The 16,386-nt window shown below is 70.2% G+C and carries 16 protein-coding genes; 9 read left to right on the forward strand and 7 right to left on the reverse strand.

The window, feature by feature from the left end; translation table 11 throughout:
• The 3 genes from PKH97_RS05530 to PKH97_RS05540 all read left to right on the forward strand — a co-directional run.
• The coding region (locus tag PKH97_RS05530; RefSeq protein WP_324386408.1) for a glycosyltransferase at positions 1 to 676 on the forward strand (676 nt) is incomplete at its 5' end.
• A 6-nt stretch (positions 677 to 682) separates the two neighbouring features.
• Positions 683 to 2,365 (forward strand): CTP synthase, encoded by a 1,683-nt coding sequence (locus PKH97_RS05535; RefSeq protein ID WP_324386409.1) that lies wholly within the window; start codon positions 683 to 685, stop codon positions 2,363 to 2,365.
• Positions 2,365 to 2,982, forward strand: coding sequence for an NUDIX hydrolase (locus tag PKH97_RS05540; protein ID WP_324386410.1), 618 nt, complete (start codon positions 2,365 to 2,367; stop codon positions 2,980 to 2,982). The genes PKH97_RS05535 and PKH97_RS05540 overlap by 1 nt, the downstream gene beginning before the upstream one ends.
• Before the next feature lies 1 nt (position 2,983).
• On the opposite strand, the gene cax is transcribed toward PKH97_RS05540, so the two are convergent.
• Positions 2,984 to 4,078 carry a calcium/proton exchanger gene (cax, locus tag PKH97_RS05545; protein WP_324386411.1) on the reverse strand — a complete coding sequence of 365 codons (1,095 nt, stop codon included), beginning with the start codon at positions 4,076 to 4,078 and terminating at the stop codon, positions 2,984 to 2,986.
• A 112-nt stretch (positions 4,079 to 4,190) separates the two neighbouring features.
• On the opposite strand from cax, the gene aspS reads away from it, so the two are divergent.
• Genes aspS through PKH97_RS05565 form a run of 4 tightly spaced genes read left to right on the forward strand, consistent with a single transcriptional unit; the run spans position 4,191 to position 7,606 of the window.
• Positions 4,191 to 6,008 (forward strand): aspartate--tRNA ligase, encoded by a 1,818-nt coding sequence (aspS, locus tag PKH97_RS05550; RefSeq protein WP_324386412.1) that lies wholly within the window; start codon positions 4,191 to 4,193, stop codon positions 6,006 to 6,008.
• Positions 5,983 to 6,414 (forward strand): YchJ family metal-binding protein, encoded by a 432-nt coding sequence (locus PKH97_RS05555; RefSeq protein WP_324386413.1) that lies wholly within the window; start codon positions 5,983 to 5,985, stop codon positions 6,412 to 6,414. Before aspS ends, PKH97_RS05555 begins: the two co-directional genes overlap by 26 nt.
• On the forward strand, positions 6,411 to 6,893 hold the full coding sequence (locus PKH97_RS05560) for an NUDIX domain-containing protein (protein ID WP_324386414.1): 483 nt from the start codon (positions 6,411 to 6,413) through the stop codon (positions 6,891 to 6,893). The genes PKH97_RS05555 and PKH97_RS05560 overlap by 4 nt, the downstream gene beginning before the upstream one ends.
• On the forward strand, positions 6,890 to 7,606 hold the full coding sequence (locus tag PKH97_RS05565) for a hypothetical protein (RefSeq protein ID WP_324386415.1): 717 nt from the start codon (positions 6,890 to 6,892) through the stop codon (positions 7,604 to 7,606). The genes PKH97_RS05560 and PKH97_RS05565 overlap by 4 nt, the downstream gene beginning before the upstream one ends.
• Here the strand turns inward: PKH97_RS05565 and PKH97_RS05570 are convergent.
• Positions 7,551 to 8,195 carry a hypothetical protein gene (locus tag PKH97_RS05570; RefSeq protein WP_324386416.1) on the reverse strand — a complete coding sequence of 215 codons (645 nt, stop codon included), beginning with the start codon at positions 8,193 to 8,195 and terminating at the stop codon, positions 7,551 to 7,553. The genes PKH97_RS05565 and PKH97_RS05570 overlap by 56 nt on opposite strands.
• Positions 8,196 to 8,323: 128 nt before the next feature.
• On the opposite strand from PKH97_RS05570, the gene PKH97_RS05575 reads away from it, so the two are divergent.
• Entirely contained in the window at positions 8,324 to 9,520 is a 1,197-nt protein-coding gene (locus PKH97_RS05575; RefSeq protein WP_324386417.1) for a DUF480 domain-containing protein, read from the forward strand.
• Between the two features lie 38 nt (positions 9,521 to 9,558).
• Positions 9,559 to 10,317, forward strand: coding sequence for a GNAT family N-acetyltransferase (locus PKH97_RS05580; protein WP_324386418.1), 759 nt, complete (start codon positions 9,559 to 9,561; stop codon positions 10,315 to 10,317).
• Positions 10,318 to 10,406: 89 nt separating this feature from the next.
• Here the strand turns inward: PKH97_RS05580 and PKH97_RS05585 are convergent, their stop codons facing one another.
• From PKH97_RS05585 to PKH97_RS05605, 5 genes are all read right to left on the reverse strand, one after another.
• Entirely contained in the window at positions 10,407 to 11,516 is a 1,110-nt protein-coding gene (locus PKH97_RS05585; RefSeq protein ID WP_324386419.1) for a uroporphyrinogen-III synthase, read from the reverse strand.
• The gene (gene cobA, locus PKH97_RS05590) at positions 11,516 to 12,262 is read right to left on the reverse strand and encodes a uroporphyrinogen-III C-methyltransferase (protein ID WP_324386420.1); all 747 of its coding nucleotides are present in this window, start codon (positions 12,260 to 12,262) and stop codon (positions 11,516 to 11,518) included. Before cobA ends, PKH97_RS05585 begins: the two co-directional genes overlap by 1 nt.
• Complete coding sequence (gene nirD, locus PKH97_RS05595) at positions 12,259 to 12,660, reverse strand: nitrite reductase small subunit NirD (RefSeq protein WP_324386421.1); 402 nt, start codon at positions 12,658 to 12,660, stop codon at positions 12,259 to 12,261. The genes cobA and nirD overlap by 4 nt, the downstream gene beginning before the upstream one ends.
• Entirely contained in the window at positions 12,657 to 15,254 is a 2,598-nt protein-coding gene (gene nirB, locus PKH97_RS05600; RefSeq protein ID WP_324386422.1) for a nitrite reductase large subunit NirB, read from the reverse strand. The genes nirD and nirB overlap by 4 nt, the downstream gene beginning before the upstream one ends.
• 57 nt (positions 15,255 to 15,311) lie before the next feature.
• A partial coding sequence (locus PKH97_RS05605; protein ID WP_324386423.1) for an FAD-dependent oxidoreductase occupies positions 15,312 to 16,386 on the reverse strand: 1,075 nt, incomplete at its 5' end.

Here is a 16,386-nt window from a genome sequence, read left to right on the forward strand (position 1 = left end):
CGACCTCAATGACAACGCGCCGGCGATCACCTCGGCTGCTGCGGCGACGGTGGCGGAAGGCGCGACGGGCGTGCTGACGCTTTCGGCGACGGACGCGGACCGGCAGGCGGCCCGCGACGCTGTGCGCACGGCATACGGGATCGGGGAGCAGGAGCCCCTCATCGTAACGATTTCGCGGATCGCGCCGCAAAAGGACCTCGGCACCCTCGTCGCCGCGGCGCAGCTCCTGGACACCCGGCCGGCTTGGCTGGTCGCCGGCGCGGGGATCCTCGAGTTGCAGCACGATCTCGAGCTGCGCGCACGCGAGACCGGTGTCCGGTTCGTCGGACCGGTCGCCGATCCATCGGCGCTGCTGCTGGCCGCCGACGTCTTCGCGCTCACCAGCACCTGGGAAGCACGCGCGCTGGTCGTGCAAGAGGCGCTCGCCGCCGGCGTGCCGGTCGTCGCGTCCGCGGTGGGCGGACTGCCTGACCTGCTCGACGGTCTCGGTGTCCTGATTCCCCCGCGGGATCCGCAGGCTCTTGCCCGTGCTCTGGAATCGCTCCTGAAGGATCCCGAGGCCGGGCGCACGGCCGGCGACCGCGGCCGGGAACGAGCGGCGGCCTGGCCGACCTCACCGCAAATGGTCGCCCAGTGGGTCGTTGACTATTCCGGACTGATCGAGGCAGTAGGGTAGAAGCCCGTGGCGACCACGACCAAACACATCTTCGTGACCGGAGGCGTGGCCTCCTCCCTCGGCAAGGGACTGACGGCATCCAGTCTCGGCAATCTGCTCCGGGCCCGTGGGCTCTCGGTGGCGATGCAGAAGCTCGATCCCTACCTCAATGTCGATCCCGGGACGATGAATCCCTTCCAGCACGGCGAGGTCTTCGTCACCGAGGACGGCGCGGAAACCGACCTCGACATCGGTCACTACGAGCGCTTCCTCGACGTCTTCTTGGCAGCGAATGCCAATGTGACGACCGGCCAGGTCTACAGCGAAGTGATCGCCAAGGAACGCCGCGGCGAATACCTCGGCGACACCGTGCAGGTCATCCCGCACATCACCAACGAGATCAAGGCCCGGATGCGGGCTCAGGCCTCCGGGAGCAACCCGCCCGACATCATCATCACCGAGATCGGTGGCACGGTCGGCGACATCGAATCGCTGCCCTTCCTCGAGGCCGCCCGCCAGGTCCGGCACGACCTGGGCCGGGACAACTCGATCTTCCTGCACGTCTCGCTGGTGCCCTATCTCGCTCCCAGCGGCGAGTTGAAGACCAAGCCGACGCAGCATTCGGTGGCCGCGATGCGCCAGGTCGGCCTGCAACCCGACGCGCTCGTGCTGCGTGCCGACCGCGAGATTCCCGAGCCGATCAAGCGCAAGATCTCGATGATGTGCGATGTCGACATCGACGCCGTCGCCGCGGCCGTCGACGCCCCGTCGATCTACGACATCCCCAAGGTGCTCCACGCCGAGGGTCTGGATGCCTATGTCATCCGGCGGTTGGGACTCGGCTTCCGCGATGTCGGCTGGCGGGACTGGGACGAGCTGCTGCGCCGGGTCCACCGGCCCGCCCACGAGGTGGAGGTCGCGCTCGTCGGCAAGTACATCGATCTGCCGGACGCCTATCTCTCGGTGACCGAGGCGCTGCGGGCCGGCGGCTTCGCCAATGACGCCCGCGTCCGGATCCGTTGGGTCGCCTCCGACACCTGCGAGACTCCGGCCGGTGCGGCCAAGGCGCTCGGCGGCGTCGACGCCGTGCTGGTGCCGGGCGGTTTCGGCGTTCGGGGCATCGAGGGCAAGCTCGGTGCGCTGACCTGGGCGCGCGAGCGCCAGGTGCCGACCCTCGGCATCTGCCTCGGCCTGCAGTGCATGGTCATCGAGTACGCCCGGCACGTCGCCGGGATCGAGGGGGCGTCATCGAGCGAGTTCGACCCGCAGACGCCGGCGCCCGTCATCGCGACCATGGCCGAGCAGCGCGCCTTCGTCGATGGTGCCGGCGACCTCGGCGGCACGATGCGCCTCGGCTCGTATCCGGCGCAGCTCGCCCCCGGATCGGTCGTCGCCCAGACCTATGCGGCCACCCAGGTCGAGGAGCGGCACCGCCACCGCTACGAAGTCAACAACGCCTACCGCGACCAGATCGCCGACGCCGGACTGTTCTTCAGTGGCACCTCGCCCGACGGTCAGCTCGTGGAATTCGTCGAGCTGCCCGCGGATGTGCACCCGTACTACGTTGCGACACAAGCACATCCGGAGTTCAAGTCGCGCCCCAACCGGGCCCACCCGCTCTTCGCCGGCTTGATCGGCGCGGCCTTGGACCGCCAGCGCGGCTCGCGCCTGGTGGAGGTGGACCCGCCGGCGGTCCCGGCGGACGCCTAGTGGACGACCTATTCGCCGACCGGCCGGATCCACAGCCCGTCGTCGCGACGCGCACGACCTATGCCGGTCTGGTCTGGGATGTCCACCGAGACCGTGTCGACCTTGGGGCCGCAGGCATCGTCGAACGCGACTTGATCGCCCATCCCGGGGCGGTGGCGGTCCTCGCTATCGACGACGACGACCGGATTGCGCTCGTCCAGCAGTATCGCCACCCGATCGGCTGGCGCAGCTGGGAGATCCCCGCCGGCCTGCGCGATGTCGCGGATGAGCCCCTGCTCGACTGCGCCCGGCGGGAGCTGGCCGAAGAGGCCGACCTGATTGCGGCGGACTTCTCGGTGCTTATCGACTACTTCACCACGCCCGGCTTCACCAGTGAGGCCATCCGGATCTTCCTCGCGCGCGGGCTGACGCAGGTGCCGCAGGAGGAACGGCATACGCGCACCGCTGAGGAGGCCGGTATGCCGTTGCGCTGGGTCGCGCTGGACGAGGCGCACGCCGCGGTGCTCGCCGGGCGCCTGCACAACCCGCATACGGTGATCGCCGTCCTGAGTGCCCACGCCCTGCGCGCCGACGGGTGGCGCGGGCTGCGCCCGCTGGACACCCCCTGGCTGCGGTAGGTCAGCCCCACCAGAACGAGGCGGCGATCACGGCATACACGGCGATCAGCGCGGCGCCCTCGGCCCAGGTCGACTCGCCGTCGAAGGTGATGAAGGCCGTCAGGATCACCGCGACGACGACGGAGATCACCAGCATCGGTGAGAAGACCAGGGTCAGGGCCGCGAAGCCGAAAACGTGGCTGAGGATCACCAGCAGCGGCGCCAGCACGAGGGCAATCTGCATGGGCGAGTTGATGACGACCGAGAACGCGTACTCGGAGCGGTTTGCCGATGCGAGTTGGATGCCGACGACATTCTCGATCGCGTTGCCCGCGATGGCGACGACGACCAGACCGGCGAAGGCCTCGGAGATGCGCAAGGAGGCCATCGCCGGCTCCAGGGCCGTGACGAACCAGTCGCTGACGAAGGCGGCGAGCACCGCGGCCGCGGCGAGGAGCGCGACGGCGAGCCAGAGCGGCCACCGCGGCGGCTCCTGGTGCATGTCGACCCCCTCGGCCTCGGTCTCGCCGCCGCGCTTCAGCGACGCCGGCAAGGTCACGGCGAAGACGAGCAGCAGGATCACGGAGACGAAGATCGAGAAGGTGCTCTCGTGGGCGCTCACGGGCGTGTGCACATAGTGGGCGATGCTCGGGATGACCATGGCGGCCACCGAGAGCACCATGAGCACGATGATCGACTGGGCGCGCTTGGAGTCCAGGTTCTGCGGGCCGTGCTTGAGCCCACCGACGACGAAGCACATGCCCAGCACCAACAGCAGATTGGCCAGGATCGAGCCGATGAGCGCGGCCTGCACCACGGCGACCAGGCCGGCCTTGAGCGCGAAGAGCGCGATGAACAGCTCGGGCAGATTGCCCAGCGCGGACTGCAGGACGCCTGTCGCGCCAGGCCCGAAGCGATCCCCCAATTGCTCGACCGAGCGTCCGACAAGGGCGGCCAATAGGGTCACGGCCACCGCGGAGCAGAAGAAGGCGAGCACCTCGCCCCCGCCGGCATACCGGGTCACACCGGCCAGCAGGACGGCGGCGGCACCCCCGGCGAGCACGACGTAGTCGGAGCGGACGAAGACGGGACCGGTCGCGGTTGCAGGGTGACTCACGAGCGCAGTTTCCCACCGGCGGGACGCACATGGCGTCAGCCCGGCCCGCACAGGCTGGGATAATGGTCGGGCGCCATCGACCCGCGCGACCTCCGAGAACGAAGGAAGATCAGTGCTTCGCACCCACGAAGCCGGCACCCTGCGTGCCGAGCACACCGGCCAGACCGTCACCCTCACCGGCTGGGTGGCCAAGCGGCGCGATCACGGTGGCGTGGCCTTCATCGATCTGCGGGATGCCAGCGGCATCGTCCAGGTCGTCGCGCGCGACGAGGTGCTGACCGGTGCGGCGCACGACCTGCGCAATGAGTACTGCGTGCGGGTGATCGGTGCGGTCGTGGCACGCTCCGAGCACAATGTCAACGCCGACCTGCCCACCGGCGAGATCGAGGTCGTCGCCGAAGGCATCGAGGTGCTGGCGCCGAGCGCGCCCCTGCCCTTCCCGATCGACGAGCGCACGAGCGTCGGCGAGGAATCGCGCCTCAAGCACCGCTACCTCGACCTGCGCCGGCCGGGCGCGCACAACGCCGGCCACGCCATCCGGTTACGCTCCAAGGTCAACGCCGCCGCACGAAAGGTGTTGGGAGAGCGCGACTTCGTCGAGATCGAGACCCCGACGCTGACGCGGTCCACCCCCGAGGGGGCGCGGGACTTTTTGGTGCCGGCGCGCCTGGCGCCGGGCTCCTGGTATGCCCTGCCGCAGAGCCCGCAGCTGTTCAAGCAGCTGCTCATGGTCGCCGGCATGGAGCGCTACTACCAGATCGCTCGCTGCTACCGCGACGAGGACTTCCGCGCCGACCGTCAGCCGGAGTTCACTCAGCTCGACATCGAGATGAGCTTCGTCACCGAGGACGACATCATGGAGCTCGGCGAGGCCGTCGTCGCCGAGATCTGGAAGATCATCGGGGTCGAGTTGGCGACGCCCTTCCCACGGATGACCTATGCCGACGCGATGGCCCGCTTCGGCACCGACAAGCCCGACCTGCGCTTCGGCGTCGAACTCATCGACTGCACGACCTACTTCGCCGACACGACCTTCCGCGTCTTTCAGGCCCCGTATGTCGGTGCGGTCGTCATGCCCGGCGGGGCGAGCCAGCCCCGAAAAACCCTCGACGGCTGGCAGGAGTTCGCCAAGCAGCGCGGGCACAAGGGGTTGGCGTATGTCCTGGTCGGTGCGGACGGCACCCTCGGTGGGCCGGTCGCCAAGAACCTCTCCGAGACCGAGATCGCCGGGCTGGCCGCGCACGTCGGCGCGCAGCCGGGCGACTGCGTCTTCTTCGCGGCCGGGCCGGCCAAGGGCGCCCGGGCACTGCTCGGTGCCACGCGTCTGGAGATCGGCCGCCGGTGCGGGCTGATCGACGAGTCCGACTGGCGCTTCCTGTGGGTCAAGGACGCGCCCCTTTTCGAGCCGGCCTCGGACGCGGTCGCCGCGGGCGATGTCGCCGTCGGCGGGGGTGCGTGGACGGCGGTGCACCACGCCTTCACCAGCCCGACCAAGGAGTTCGTCGACGACTTCGAGACCCGGCCCGGCGAAGCGCTGGCCTATGCCTACGACATGGTGCTCAATGGCAATGAGATCGGCGGTGGGTCGATCCGTATCAACGTCCGCGAGGTCCAGGAGCGCGTCTTTAGGGTCATGGGCCTGACCGCCGACGAGGCGCAGGAGAAGTTCGGCTTCCTGCTCGACGCCTTCAAGTTCGGCGCGCCACCGCACGGCGGCATCGCCTTCGGCTGGGACCGGATCGTCATGCTGCTGGGCGGCTACGACAGCATTCGCGATGTCATCGCCTTCCCCAAGTCTGGCGGCGGCTACGACCCGCTGACCGAAGCGCCGGCCCCTATCACCCCCGAGCAGCGGGCCGAGGCCGGTATTGATGCCTCGCCCGAACCCGAGGTCGAGGCCGGCGATGACGCAACGCCGGCAGCGAGCTGAGCAGGCCATCCCCGAGGTGACGGCGTCCGGCCCGTGCCCCTGCGGCACGGACCGGACGTATGCCGCGTGCTGCGCGGCCTATGTGATCGACGGCACCCCGCCCCCTACGGCGGAGGCGACGATGCGATCGCGCTACACGGCATACGTCGTGGGCGCGGCGGATCACCTGCTGCGGACGTGGCACCCGAAGACCCGACCGTGCGACGTGGACCTGGCGGCGGAGGGGCCCGAGTGGAAACGGCTCGACGTCATCGATGTGGTCGCCGGCGAGGCGGGCGATGCCACGGGTGAGGTCGCGTTCGCCGCGCACTGGCGCGCCGGTGACGACAGTGGCGTACTGCGCGAACGCAGCACCTTCACCCGTCGCGGCGGCCGATGGATGTATGTCAGTGGGGTCACCTCGTGACCACCGCGCGTGGACGCACGAGCGCCGGGCTGTTGCCGGTGCGGGTCGGTGAGGCAGGGGCGATCGAGGTGCTGATCGCGCACATGGGCGGGCCCCTGTGGGCGCGCAAGGACGACCGGGCGTGGAGCATCGTCAAGGGTGAGTACGACCTAGGGACCGAGGAGCCGCAGGCCGCGGCCGCGCGGGAGTGGCGCGAGGAGACGGGCAGTGCGCCGCCGGCAGGGGAGTGGTTTGACATCGGGACGGTGCGGCAGTCCGGGGGGAAGGTCGTGCAGGCCTACGTCGTCCTCGTCGCAGGCGACATTGACGTCGACCTCTCGGCCGGTGCCAGGGTCATGATGGAGTGGCCGCCGCGGTCCGGCCGCCAGGTGACGTTCCCTGAGATCGACCGGGTCGAGTGGTGCGGGCTCGACGTCGCGCGCCGGCGCTTGGTCGCAGCTCAGAGCGGCTTCCTCGACCGGCTCGGCGAGCTGGCGTGAGGCTGCCCCGCCGCGATATCGACCCGTATGCCGTTCTCGCCCAACTCGATCCGACGCTCGCCGGTGCCCTGCTGGTCGAAGTCGGCGAGGGTTGGGACAATGTCGCGTGGTCGCTCGAGACCGGAGACGAGCCGCTGATCCTGCGGATCGGCAAGCTCACCGACCAGGCGGAGCAAGGAGCCGTCACGACCACCGACGCGGCTTTGCTCGAGTTCGTCGGTGCGCACTCGAGCCTGACGACCAATCACGTGCTAGCTTTCGACCCCGGCGCGGGAGCGTTGCTCCTGACCCAGGTCCCCGGAGTGCCGGCCAACCTCGTTGCGGTCACCGATTCGGTGAGCCTCGACGGGACGCTGGGTGTGTTCCTGCGACGCCTGCACGCTGCGGAACCGCCGGCTGGCCTGGTCGAGTCGGGATCGCAGGCGCTGCGCTTGCGCGAGAGGACAACGGCGGCTTTCGTAACGGTCGCGGATCGCGTCGAGCCAGCCGGCCGGTCCGGTCGTGGCCGCGGCGCTCGCGGCCTATGGTCCGGTCGATCAGGACTTCGGGGAACGGATGCGGTGGTATGCCCTGCACGCCGGGGTTGCGGGCGTGGCCGCTCGGGCGGTGAGCGACGATCCCGGACTAGCGGCCGTGCTGGAGCGCCTGCGCGAGCTGTCAACGGAGGAGCCGGCGCCTGCGGGCAGCGGGCGGGGCGTCGTCGATGGTGGTGATGACGCTGGTCACGCTCGGGCGTGACGGGGTCGAGGAGAAGCCGAACCGGCAGGGCGGCTCGACGGGGGCCAGGGCGCCGAGCTGCTGGCCGTCCAGGGTCGCGCCCACGCGCGTGATGGCCCGGTTGTCGCTCGCGCCGTAGTACTCGACCCGGCCCGCGCGCGCAGTCCCGACCGTGCGCACGCCGGGGACGATCAGCGAGGCGATGGGCCCGATCAGGCGAGCCCATCGCGGGCTGCCGGCGAGCGGCCGCGGAAGGGCACGCAGCATACGGCCGAGGACTGTTCGCCCGCCGAGGTCGAATGTCGCTCGCAGACAGGGGCTTTGGATGATCCATTGGTCATCGGTCGCATCGACCGTCACGGGGACGAGGCGGACCTCGTCGAAGGTGTAGGTGCTCGCGACGAAGTCGGCCACCTCATCGATCGGTGCCAGCAGCAGCCGGCGGCCGTCCCCGGTCTCGATCATCACGTCAGCGAAAGCGCCGAAGGGGCTCTGCGTCCAGCGCCCGATCACGATCCGCGTCCCGCTGGTGGTGCCGAAGCCGGCGATCTGGCCGCGGAAGCGTTGACGGGATTCAGAGACCACCCCCGCATCGTAGATACGGCGAACGCGCCCCACGAGGTTCGCCCACGCAGAGCGTGGGACTCAGCTCCAAAACGTCGCGGCGCCCCCGACCCTCTCGACGTGTGGCGATAGGTCCTAGGGTCGTAGGTATGAACGGGTTGCCGGTTCTCGACGCGCTGGACCAGCGGATCCTCGGCGCGCTGATGGAGAAGCAGGTCACGGTGCCGGCGAGCTATCCGCTATCGCTCAATGCCCTACAGACCGCGTGCAATCAGACGACCAGCCGCGATCCAGTGAGCGCCTATACCGCGCAGGAGATCGAGACGCGCTGCCGAGAGCTCAAGGATCGCGACCTGGTGCGAATCGTCTGGTCCGGTGCCGGGTCACGGGTGCTGAAGTACCACCAGCGGCTCGCTGAGTCGCTCGATCTGGCGAACGACGAGCGGGCGCTCATCACGCTGTTGCTGCTGCGGGGTGAGCAGGCGCCCGGCGAACTCAAGACCCGTGCCGAACGCCTCCACGCGTTCGGTGACCGCGCCGATGTCGAGGAGGTCTTGGAACGGCTGGCCGACCGCCCCGAGCCGCTGGTGTGGGAGTTGCCGCGCAAGGCCGGTCAGCACGACCCGCGTTGGATGCACCTGCTCGGGCCCACTCCCGCGGTCGCCGAGTCCGCGGAGCCAGCCGTCGACCGCGACATCGTCCTCGCCGACGGGGCGGACGCGCGTGACGCGCGGGTGCGAACGGCCTACAACAATTTGGCGGTCGCTTATGCCCACGAACTCTCGGATGAGTTGGCGCACAAGCCATTCGACCGTTGGCTGCTCGCCCGCATCGCCCAGGAGAGCAAGGGGCCGGTCGCCGACATCGGCTGCGGGCCCGGTCAGACGACGGCCGCGCTCGCCGATGCGGGCGCCGAGGTCGTCGGATTCGACTTCGCCCCGGCGATGATTGCGCAAGCGCGCGAGCGCCATCCGACGCTCACCTTCGAGGTCGGCGACTACGGCCGGTTGCTGCGGCCGGCGCAGGCGAGCGCGTGGGGCGCGATCACCGCGTGGTTTGCGTTCGGGCACCTGAGTGGCTCCGAACTCGCCGGCGTGCTCGCGGCCCTGCGTCGGATCACGGCGCCGGACGGACTGATCGCGTTCAGTGTGCATGTGGGCAACGCCATCCATCACGTCGACGAACTCTTCGGTGTCGCAACGGATCTCGATTTCGTGCTGCACGACCGGCAGGACGTCCTCGCAGCCGTCGTCGCTGCGGGGGCCCAAGTCGATGAGTGGTATGTCCGCGGCCCAGGAGCCACGGAAGCAGCGACCGAGCGGCTCTACGTCGTGGCGCGCGCCTGAGCATGCGAGTCCTTCGGATCGGGACGTATGCCGAGGCGATGGCCGCGAGCGGCGCTCACCCGTTCGTCCGCTACGAGTTCGCGCCGGACGCACCGCTGGAGGGGCTTGCCCATCCCGGCGGGGGTGCGGTCGCCCTGGTCCGGCACAGCGCGAAGCGCGGGGCGGTGATCTCCCTGATCGGCAGGCGGCTCGATGCGCAGGCGCAGTTGTTGGCACAGCCCGAGCTGGCCGACCTGCTCTTTGCCGAGGCGAGGGCCGGCCTGATCAGTGTGCCGGCGCCGCTGCTCGACGATCTGCGGGAGCGCTTCCGCCTGGGGCCGGGTGGCGACTGGGAATGGATGGTCACCACTGTCAACCCACCGCTGTCGAGCGCCGAGGGCAGGGTGCTGGAGCTTGGACCGGAGTGGGCCGAGCGATTGATTGCCTTTCTCGCACAGCACAATCCGCGCACCGACGCAGAGCCTTTCGCGCGAGCTGGCCAGCGCTGGGTGGGGGTCGTCGACGATGGTGTGGCGGGCGCGGTTGGAGAGCTGGCCGCGTGCGGGTCCGCCGAACCCAATCAGGGCGGCATTCTCGCGCTCGCCGGCATCACTGTGCGCCCTGACCGGCGCGGCGAGGGGCTGGGCGCGGCCGTGACCGCTGCCTTGACCCGGCCAGGTGTGCGGGCCGACGGCGCCGTGACGCTCGGGATGTACGCCGACAATGACAGCGCCCGGCGGATCTATCACGCGCTGGGGTACCGGACCGAGGTCGCCTTCGCCAGCCGCGTCGTCACCGCGCGCGAAAGGCGCGGGTGAGGGGGCGGCATACGGGGCAAGGCGCCGGACGGTGACGGCGGGCGGTTCGGGGGGCGGGCGAGCGCGTCGTTGGGGGTGGCGGGTCCGGATCAGATGGCCAGTCGGTAGCCGCGCTTGACGACCGTGTGGATCAGGTCGGGGCCGACAGCGTCGCGGACGCGGGCAACGGCGACTTCGGCCGTATGCGGATCAGCGCTGTCGCCGGGGAGCGCTGCCAGCAGTTCCTGACGCGAGACGACCCGGCCACCGGCGTCCGCCAGCACGCGAAGCACCGCGAGGCCGCCGGGGGTCAGCGGGATCGGCGTGCCGTCCAGCAGCGCCGCCGAGCGCAGCACCCGCAGAGTGCCGGCCCGGGTGTCCACATCGCCCTCGCGACCCTGGACGTGACCGACGAGTGCGCGGATCATCGAGCCGAGCCGGCCGCGGTCCGGCGCCACAGGCACGATGCCCGCGGCAACCAGGGGAGCGGCGGTCACCGGGCCGACGGCCAGCGCGATGGTGTCGCCGCTCGTGCACCGCTCGACGATTGTCGGCAGCGTCCCGGCAGCTTCGGCGGCGGCCAACCACGCGGTCGCGCCGGGTGCGGAGGTGAAGAGCACGACATCGATCTCGCCCGCGGCCACGGCCACAGTCGACTGCGCGAGCGCGCCCGGGTCCTTCGGCGGTCCCCACCGATAGACCACCAGTGGCACGACCCGCGCACCCGCGCCAGCCAGTGCCTCATCGATGCCGTCCGACCCGGCCCCGTGGTGCTGCACCGCGACGCACTGCTCCGACACACCCTCTGCCAGAAGGTATTCCAGCAACTCGGCCGAGGTCTCCGACTCCGCCACCCAGTCCGGCCGCAGGCCCGCCTGCTGCACGGCGCCATTCGCCTTCGGCCCCCGGGCCACGATTCGGGCGGCCGCCAGCACTGGGTGCAGTCGCTCACCGAGACCGGCCGCGTCCGCCGCCTCGAGCCATCCGCGGAAGCCGATCCCGGTCGTCGCGACGATGACATCCGGTGGATCGTCCAGGAGCCGCTCGGTGGCCGCGACCAAGGCCGCATCGTCCAGGTGGGGCACGATCGACAGTGCCGGTGCATGGCGCACGCTCGCGCCACGGCGGGTCAGGGCAGCCGCGATATCGCCCGAACGGCGGTCTGCGGTGACCAGGACGACATAACCGCCGAGGACGTGCTCCAGAGTCGTTGCACTCATCAGGACGCGTGGGCCACCTTCGGCTCGAGCGCCGCGGCATGAGCCACCCCGCCGAGGACGACGACCGCGGGTGCGCGCACCTCCGCCGTCGCCGCTGTGAGAACCAGCGTCCACAAGCAGGTCCGCGTGACCCGTTCGTCCGGCATGCTCGCGCGTTCGATGATCGCGGCCGGACACTGCGGGTCTACCCCGGCAGCGAGCGCGTCGGCGACATGTCCTTGCAGATTGCCGATCGCCATGAGGAGCACCAAGGTGGTGGTGCCGTCGGCGAGCAGGCCCCAGGCCTTGGGCGCGATCGGCTGGTGCCCGTGGACGACCAGCGCGCCGTCCGCAAGCCCGCGGTGGGTCACCGGAATTCCGCCGGCGGCGGGCGCCGCCAGGGCACTGCTGACCCCAGGCACGACCTCGACCGGTATGCCGTGTTCGTGGCAGGCGGCGACTTCCTCACCGCCGCGGCCGAACAGGAAGCCGTCACCGCCCTTGAGCCGCACCACCTTTCGGCCCCGAGTGGCGTGATCGATCAGGAGCGCGTTGATCTCCTCCTGTGTGGCCGTGTGCGCACCCGGCCGCTTACCCACATCGATCACCTCGATCTCCGGCGGCAGATCGTCGAGCAGCGTCGTCGGCCCCAACCGGTCGGTGATGACGACATCGGCGGACATGAGCGCCCGGAAGCCCCGCATGGTGATCAGGTCCGCGGCACCCGGGCCGCCGCCGACGAGGACGACTCGCCCGCGCGTGCTCATGCGACCTCCCCCTCGGTGCGCGCGGTGATCCCGATGGCCACTTCGGTGCCGCGGACGAGCACCGACCAGGTGCGCAGGGCGATCGGCTCCTTGCCCTGTGGCTCGAGGCAGGCGCCAGTGGCGAGGTCGAAGACCTGCTTGTACATCGGCGACGCGACGGTCGCTGCGGGACCGCGCGTGCCTACCAGACCGCGGGAGATGACCATCGCCCCGCAGTAGGGATCATGTTGTTGCACGGCGAAGACGCTGTCGTCGAGGGTGCGGAAGAGCGCGATCTGGACGCCGTGGACAAGGGCGGCGACGCCGCGCTCATACGGCAATTCGTGTAGATCGCACACGGGGATCCACTCCGTGTCGGCGAGGTCGGAGGGCACGATCGGTTCGGTGGTCGTGGTCATGACCGCACTCCCAGGGTCGTTCCGGCAATGAGGACGGCGCTTGTGCGCTCGTCGGGCCGGGCCGGGCGGGGCTGGCCGCGCTCGGCCACATAGGCGAAGGAGTCGTCGGGCACCTCGGGGGCGTTGATGAAGGACGCGAACCGCGCGAGGGTCTCGGGGTCGTCCAGGGCGGCAGCCCACTCGTCTCGGTAGCTGCCGACGTGGCGACTCATCGCGTCATCAAGGTCGTCGGCGATCCCGAGGGAATCCTCGAGAACGACACGACGTAACGCGTCAATCCCGCCTTCGTAGGCGTCGAGCCAGGGGGCGGTGCGCTGCAACCGGTCCGCCGTGCGGATGTAGAACATCAGGAAGCGGTCGATCGCCGTCACGAGTTCTTCGGTGCTCAGATCCTCGGCGAAGAGTTGGGCGTGCCTGGGGGTGAAACCGCCGTTGCCGGCGACATAAAGATTCCATCCGTTCTCGGTGGCGATGACCCCGACATCCTTGCCGCGGGCCTCGGCGCATTCGCGGGCGCATCCGGAGACGCCGAGCTTGAGCTTATGCGGCGAGCGCAGGCCGCGATAACGCAACTCCAGCAGGATCGCCAAGCCGACCGAGTCCTGCACGCCGTAGCGGCACCAGGTCGAACCGACGCAGGACTTCACCGTGCGCAGCGACTTGCCGTAGGCGTGCCCGGACTCGAAGCCGGCGTCGATCAGTTTGCGCCAGATCTGCGGGAGTTGGTCGATGCGCGCGCCGAAGAGGTCGATGCGCTGTCCGCCGGTGATCTTGGTGTAGAGCCCGAACTCCTGGGCGACCGCGCCGATCGCGATCAACCCCTCGGGGGTCACCTCGCCGCCGGGGATGCGGGGGACAACCGAGTAGGAGCCGTCCTTCTGCAGATTGGCCATGACGTGGTCATTGGTGTCCTGCAGCGACCCTCGGTCGCCGCCGAGGATGTGCTCGTTGAAGAGGCTGGCGAGGATCGAGGCGACAACGGGCCGGCAGATGTCGCAGCCGCGCCCGCCGGTGCCGTGGCGCTCGATGATCTCGGTGAACGTATGCAGTTCGGTCACCCGGACCGCGTCGAAGAGTTCCGCTCGCGAGAGCGCGAAGTGCTCGCACAAGGCGGTGCTGACCTCGATGCCGGCCCTTTCTAGCTCGGTGGTGACGAGCTTCTTGACCAACGGGAGGCACGAACCACAGCTCGTGCCGGCCCGGGTGCAGGCCTTGACGGCGGCCAGATCGGTGCAGTGGTGCTCGGTGACGGCACCGCGCACGGTGCCAGCGGCGACGTTGTTGCAGGAGCAGATGGCGGCATCGTCGGGCAGGTCGAGAGCGACGGGCGCGCCCGCCTGCTCGGGCACGAGATAGCTGACGGGATCGCCGGGCAGGGGGCGGCCCAGCATGGGCCGCAGCCCCGCATACGCACGCGCATCACCGACGAGCAGCCCCCCGCGCAGGGTGCGTGCGTCATCGGAGAGGACGAGCTTCTTGTAGACGCCGGCCACTGGGTCCGACATGACGACATCGAGGCAGTTCTCGCCGGTGCTGAAGGCGTCGCCGAAGCTCGCGACGTCGACACCGAGCAGCTTGAGCTTGGTGGCCGTGTCGGCGCCGGGGAAGGTCGCGGCGCCGCCGAGCAGGTTGTCGGCGACGACCTCGGCCATGGCGTAGCCGGGGGCGATGATGCCCCAGCAGCGGCCGTCGATGCAGGCCACCTCGCCGATCGCCCAAACCGCCGGATCGCTTGTGCGACAACGCTCATCGACGATCACGCCACCGCGCTCGCCGACTTCGAGGCCGGTGCTGCGAGCCAGTTCGTCGCGCGGGCGGACACCGGTGGCGAAGACGACGACATCCGCGCGGACGTGGGAGCCGTCGGCGAAGTGCATGGCCGCGACTCGGCCGCGCTCCCCGGTCACCTTTGCGGTCGCGGTGGAGGTGCGCACATCCACGCCGAGCCCGGCGATCAGCCGGCGCAGGGCCTCGCCGCCGCCGGCGTCGACCTGCAGCGGCATGAGCCGGTCGGCGAACTCGACGACTGTGGTCGCGACCGCCAAGGCATTGAGCGCGCCAGCTGCCTCGAGGCCAAGCAGACCGCCGCCGACGACGACGCCGCGCGGGGATCGCTCGGGCGAGCGCTCGCGCAAGTCCTCGACATACTGACGCAGGTCGGCCACATCGTCGACCGTCCGGTAGACGAAGGCGCCGCGCAGGTCGTTGCCCGGGACCGGGGGCTTGGCGGCATACGAGCCGGTCGCCAGGACGAGCGCGTCATAGGGATAGGTGCGGCCGTCGCTGCCCGTGACGTGGTGCTCGGAGCGGTCGATTGCCGTGGCCGCGACGCCGCGACGCAGGGTGACCAGCGGGTCGTTCCAGAGGGCTTGGTCGCCGAGGGCGAGGTCCTCTGGGGCACGCCCGCTGAAGTAGGTCGTCAGAGCGACCCGGTCATAGGGCGCGCGGGGCTCCTCGGCGAGCACGGTCACCTGCCAGGTGCCCGCCTGGTCGCGGTCGCGGATGGCGTCGGTGAGACGGCGCGCCACCATACCGCCGCCGATGATCAGCAGGCGGCGGGGCGCGGTCGATTCGGAGTGCATGGTGTCCTCCATGTCCAGAACGTTAGGAAGGTGGTGTTTCACGGTCGGTGTGGCCGTGTTTCCTTGGCGTTAAATGGCTTTCACGGGGGTGACGGCCTGGGTGCGAGAGGCCAGCAGGGCGCATAGGTCGTCGCGGCAACTGCCACAACCGGTCCCGGCCCGGGTCCGATCGGCCAGGGCGTCCAGATCGCGTGCCCCTCCGTCGATGGCCTTCTCCAGATGGTCGTGGGTGACCGAGTTGCACTTGCAGACCACGCCCGCCGTGGTTGTCGCCGAGGCGCCGCCCGCGAAGGCACTCCTGTCGAGCAGCAGCGCCAATGGGTCGCTCGGTAGTGGCGTGCGCAGTGAATAGGTCGTCAGCAACAGGCTGGCCAGCCGGCCGGCGCCGACGCAGGTCGCGCCGACGAGAGCGCCGTCGTGAAGCACCAGTTCGATGTGACGGCCGATGCCGGGGTCGGAGACCGACAGCCTGCGGTGACCCGGAAGATCGGGGCGGGCCACGCCGCATACGCCCATCGTCACGACGTCGAGGCCGGGGGCCTTGAGACGGACGATGTCGTCGGCCGCCGGTGCATCGGGCGCGGGGGCGGAGCCGGTCAGGCGAGCGACGAGCCGCCGCGCCTGACTCCACCCCTGCGCGACCAGGCCGGAGCCGCCCTCGCGCGGCTGGGCGCAGTCGCCAATGGCGAAAACCCTGCCATCCGAGGGGGATTGGAGCATCTCGGAGACCACGACACCGCGGTCGGTGGCCAGGCCGGCGCGTTTGGCCAGGGCGATGTCGGGCATCGCGCCAGCGGCGATGACCAGCACATCGCACGGCACGTGGGTGCCGTCGGCCAGCGTGACGGCACTTATCGCATCGTCGGCATCGAGCAGGACGCCGCGCGCGGCGATGCCCGGTCGCACCTCGATCGCCAACTCGCGCAAGGTGGCCGTCAGGGCGCTGCCGGCGGTGGCGTCGAGTTGCCGCTCCATCATGGTCGCCTTGGGGTGGACGATCGTGACCCGGACGCCACGGCGGGCGAGTCCGCACGCGACCTCCAGGCCCAGCACTCCGGCACCGAGCACGACGGCCCGGCGGGCGTTGACGCAGGCCGCGGTCAGGCCGCGGGCGTCATCGATGGTCCGCAGGGTGCGCACGCCG

It is taken from the genome of Nostocoides sp. (genome assembly GCF_035343835.1).
GTDB classification, from domain to species: Bacteria; Actinomycetota; Actinomycetes; order Actinomycetales; family Dermatophilaceae; genus Nostocoides_A; species Nostocoides_A vanveenii.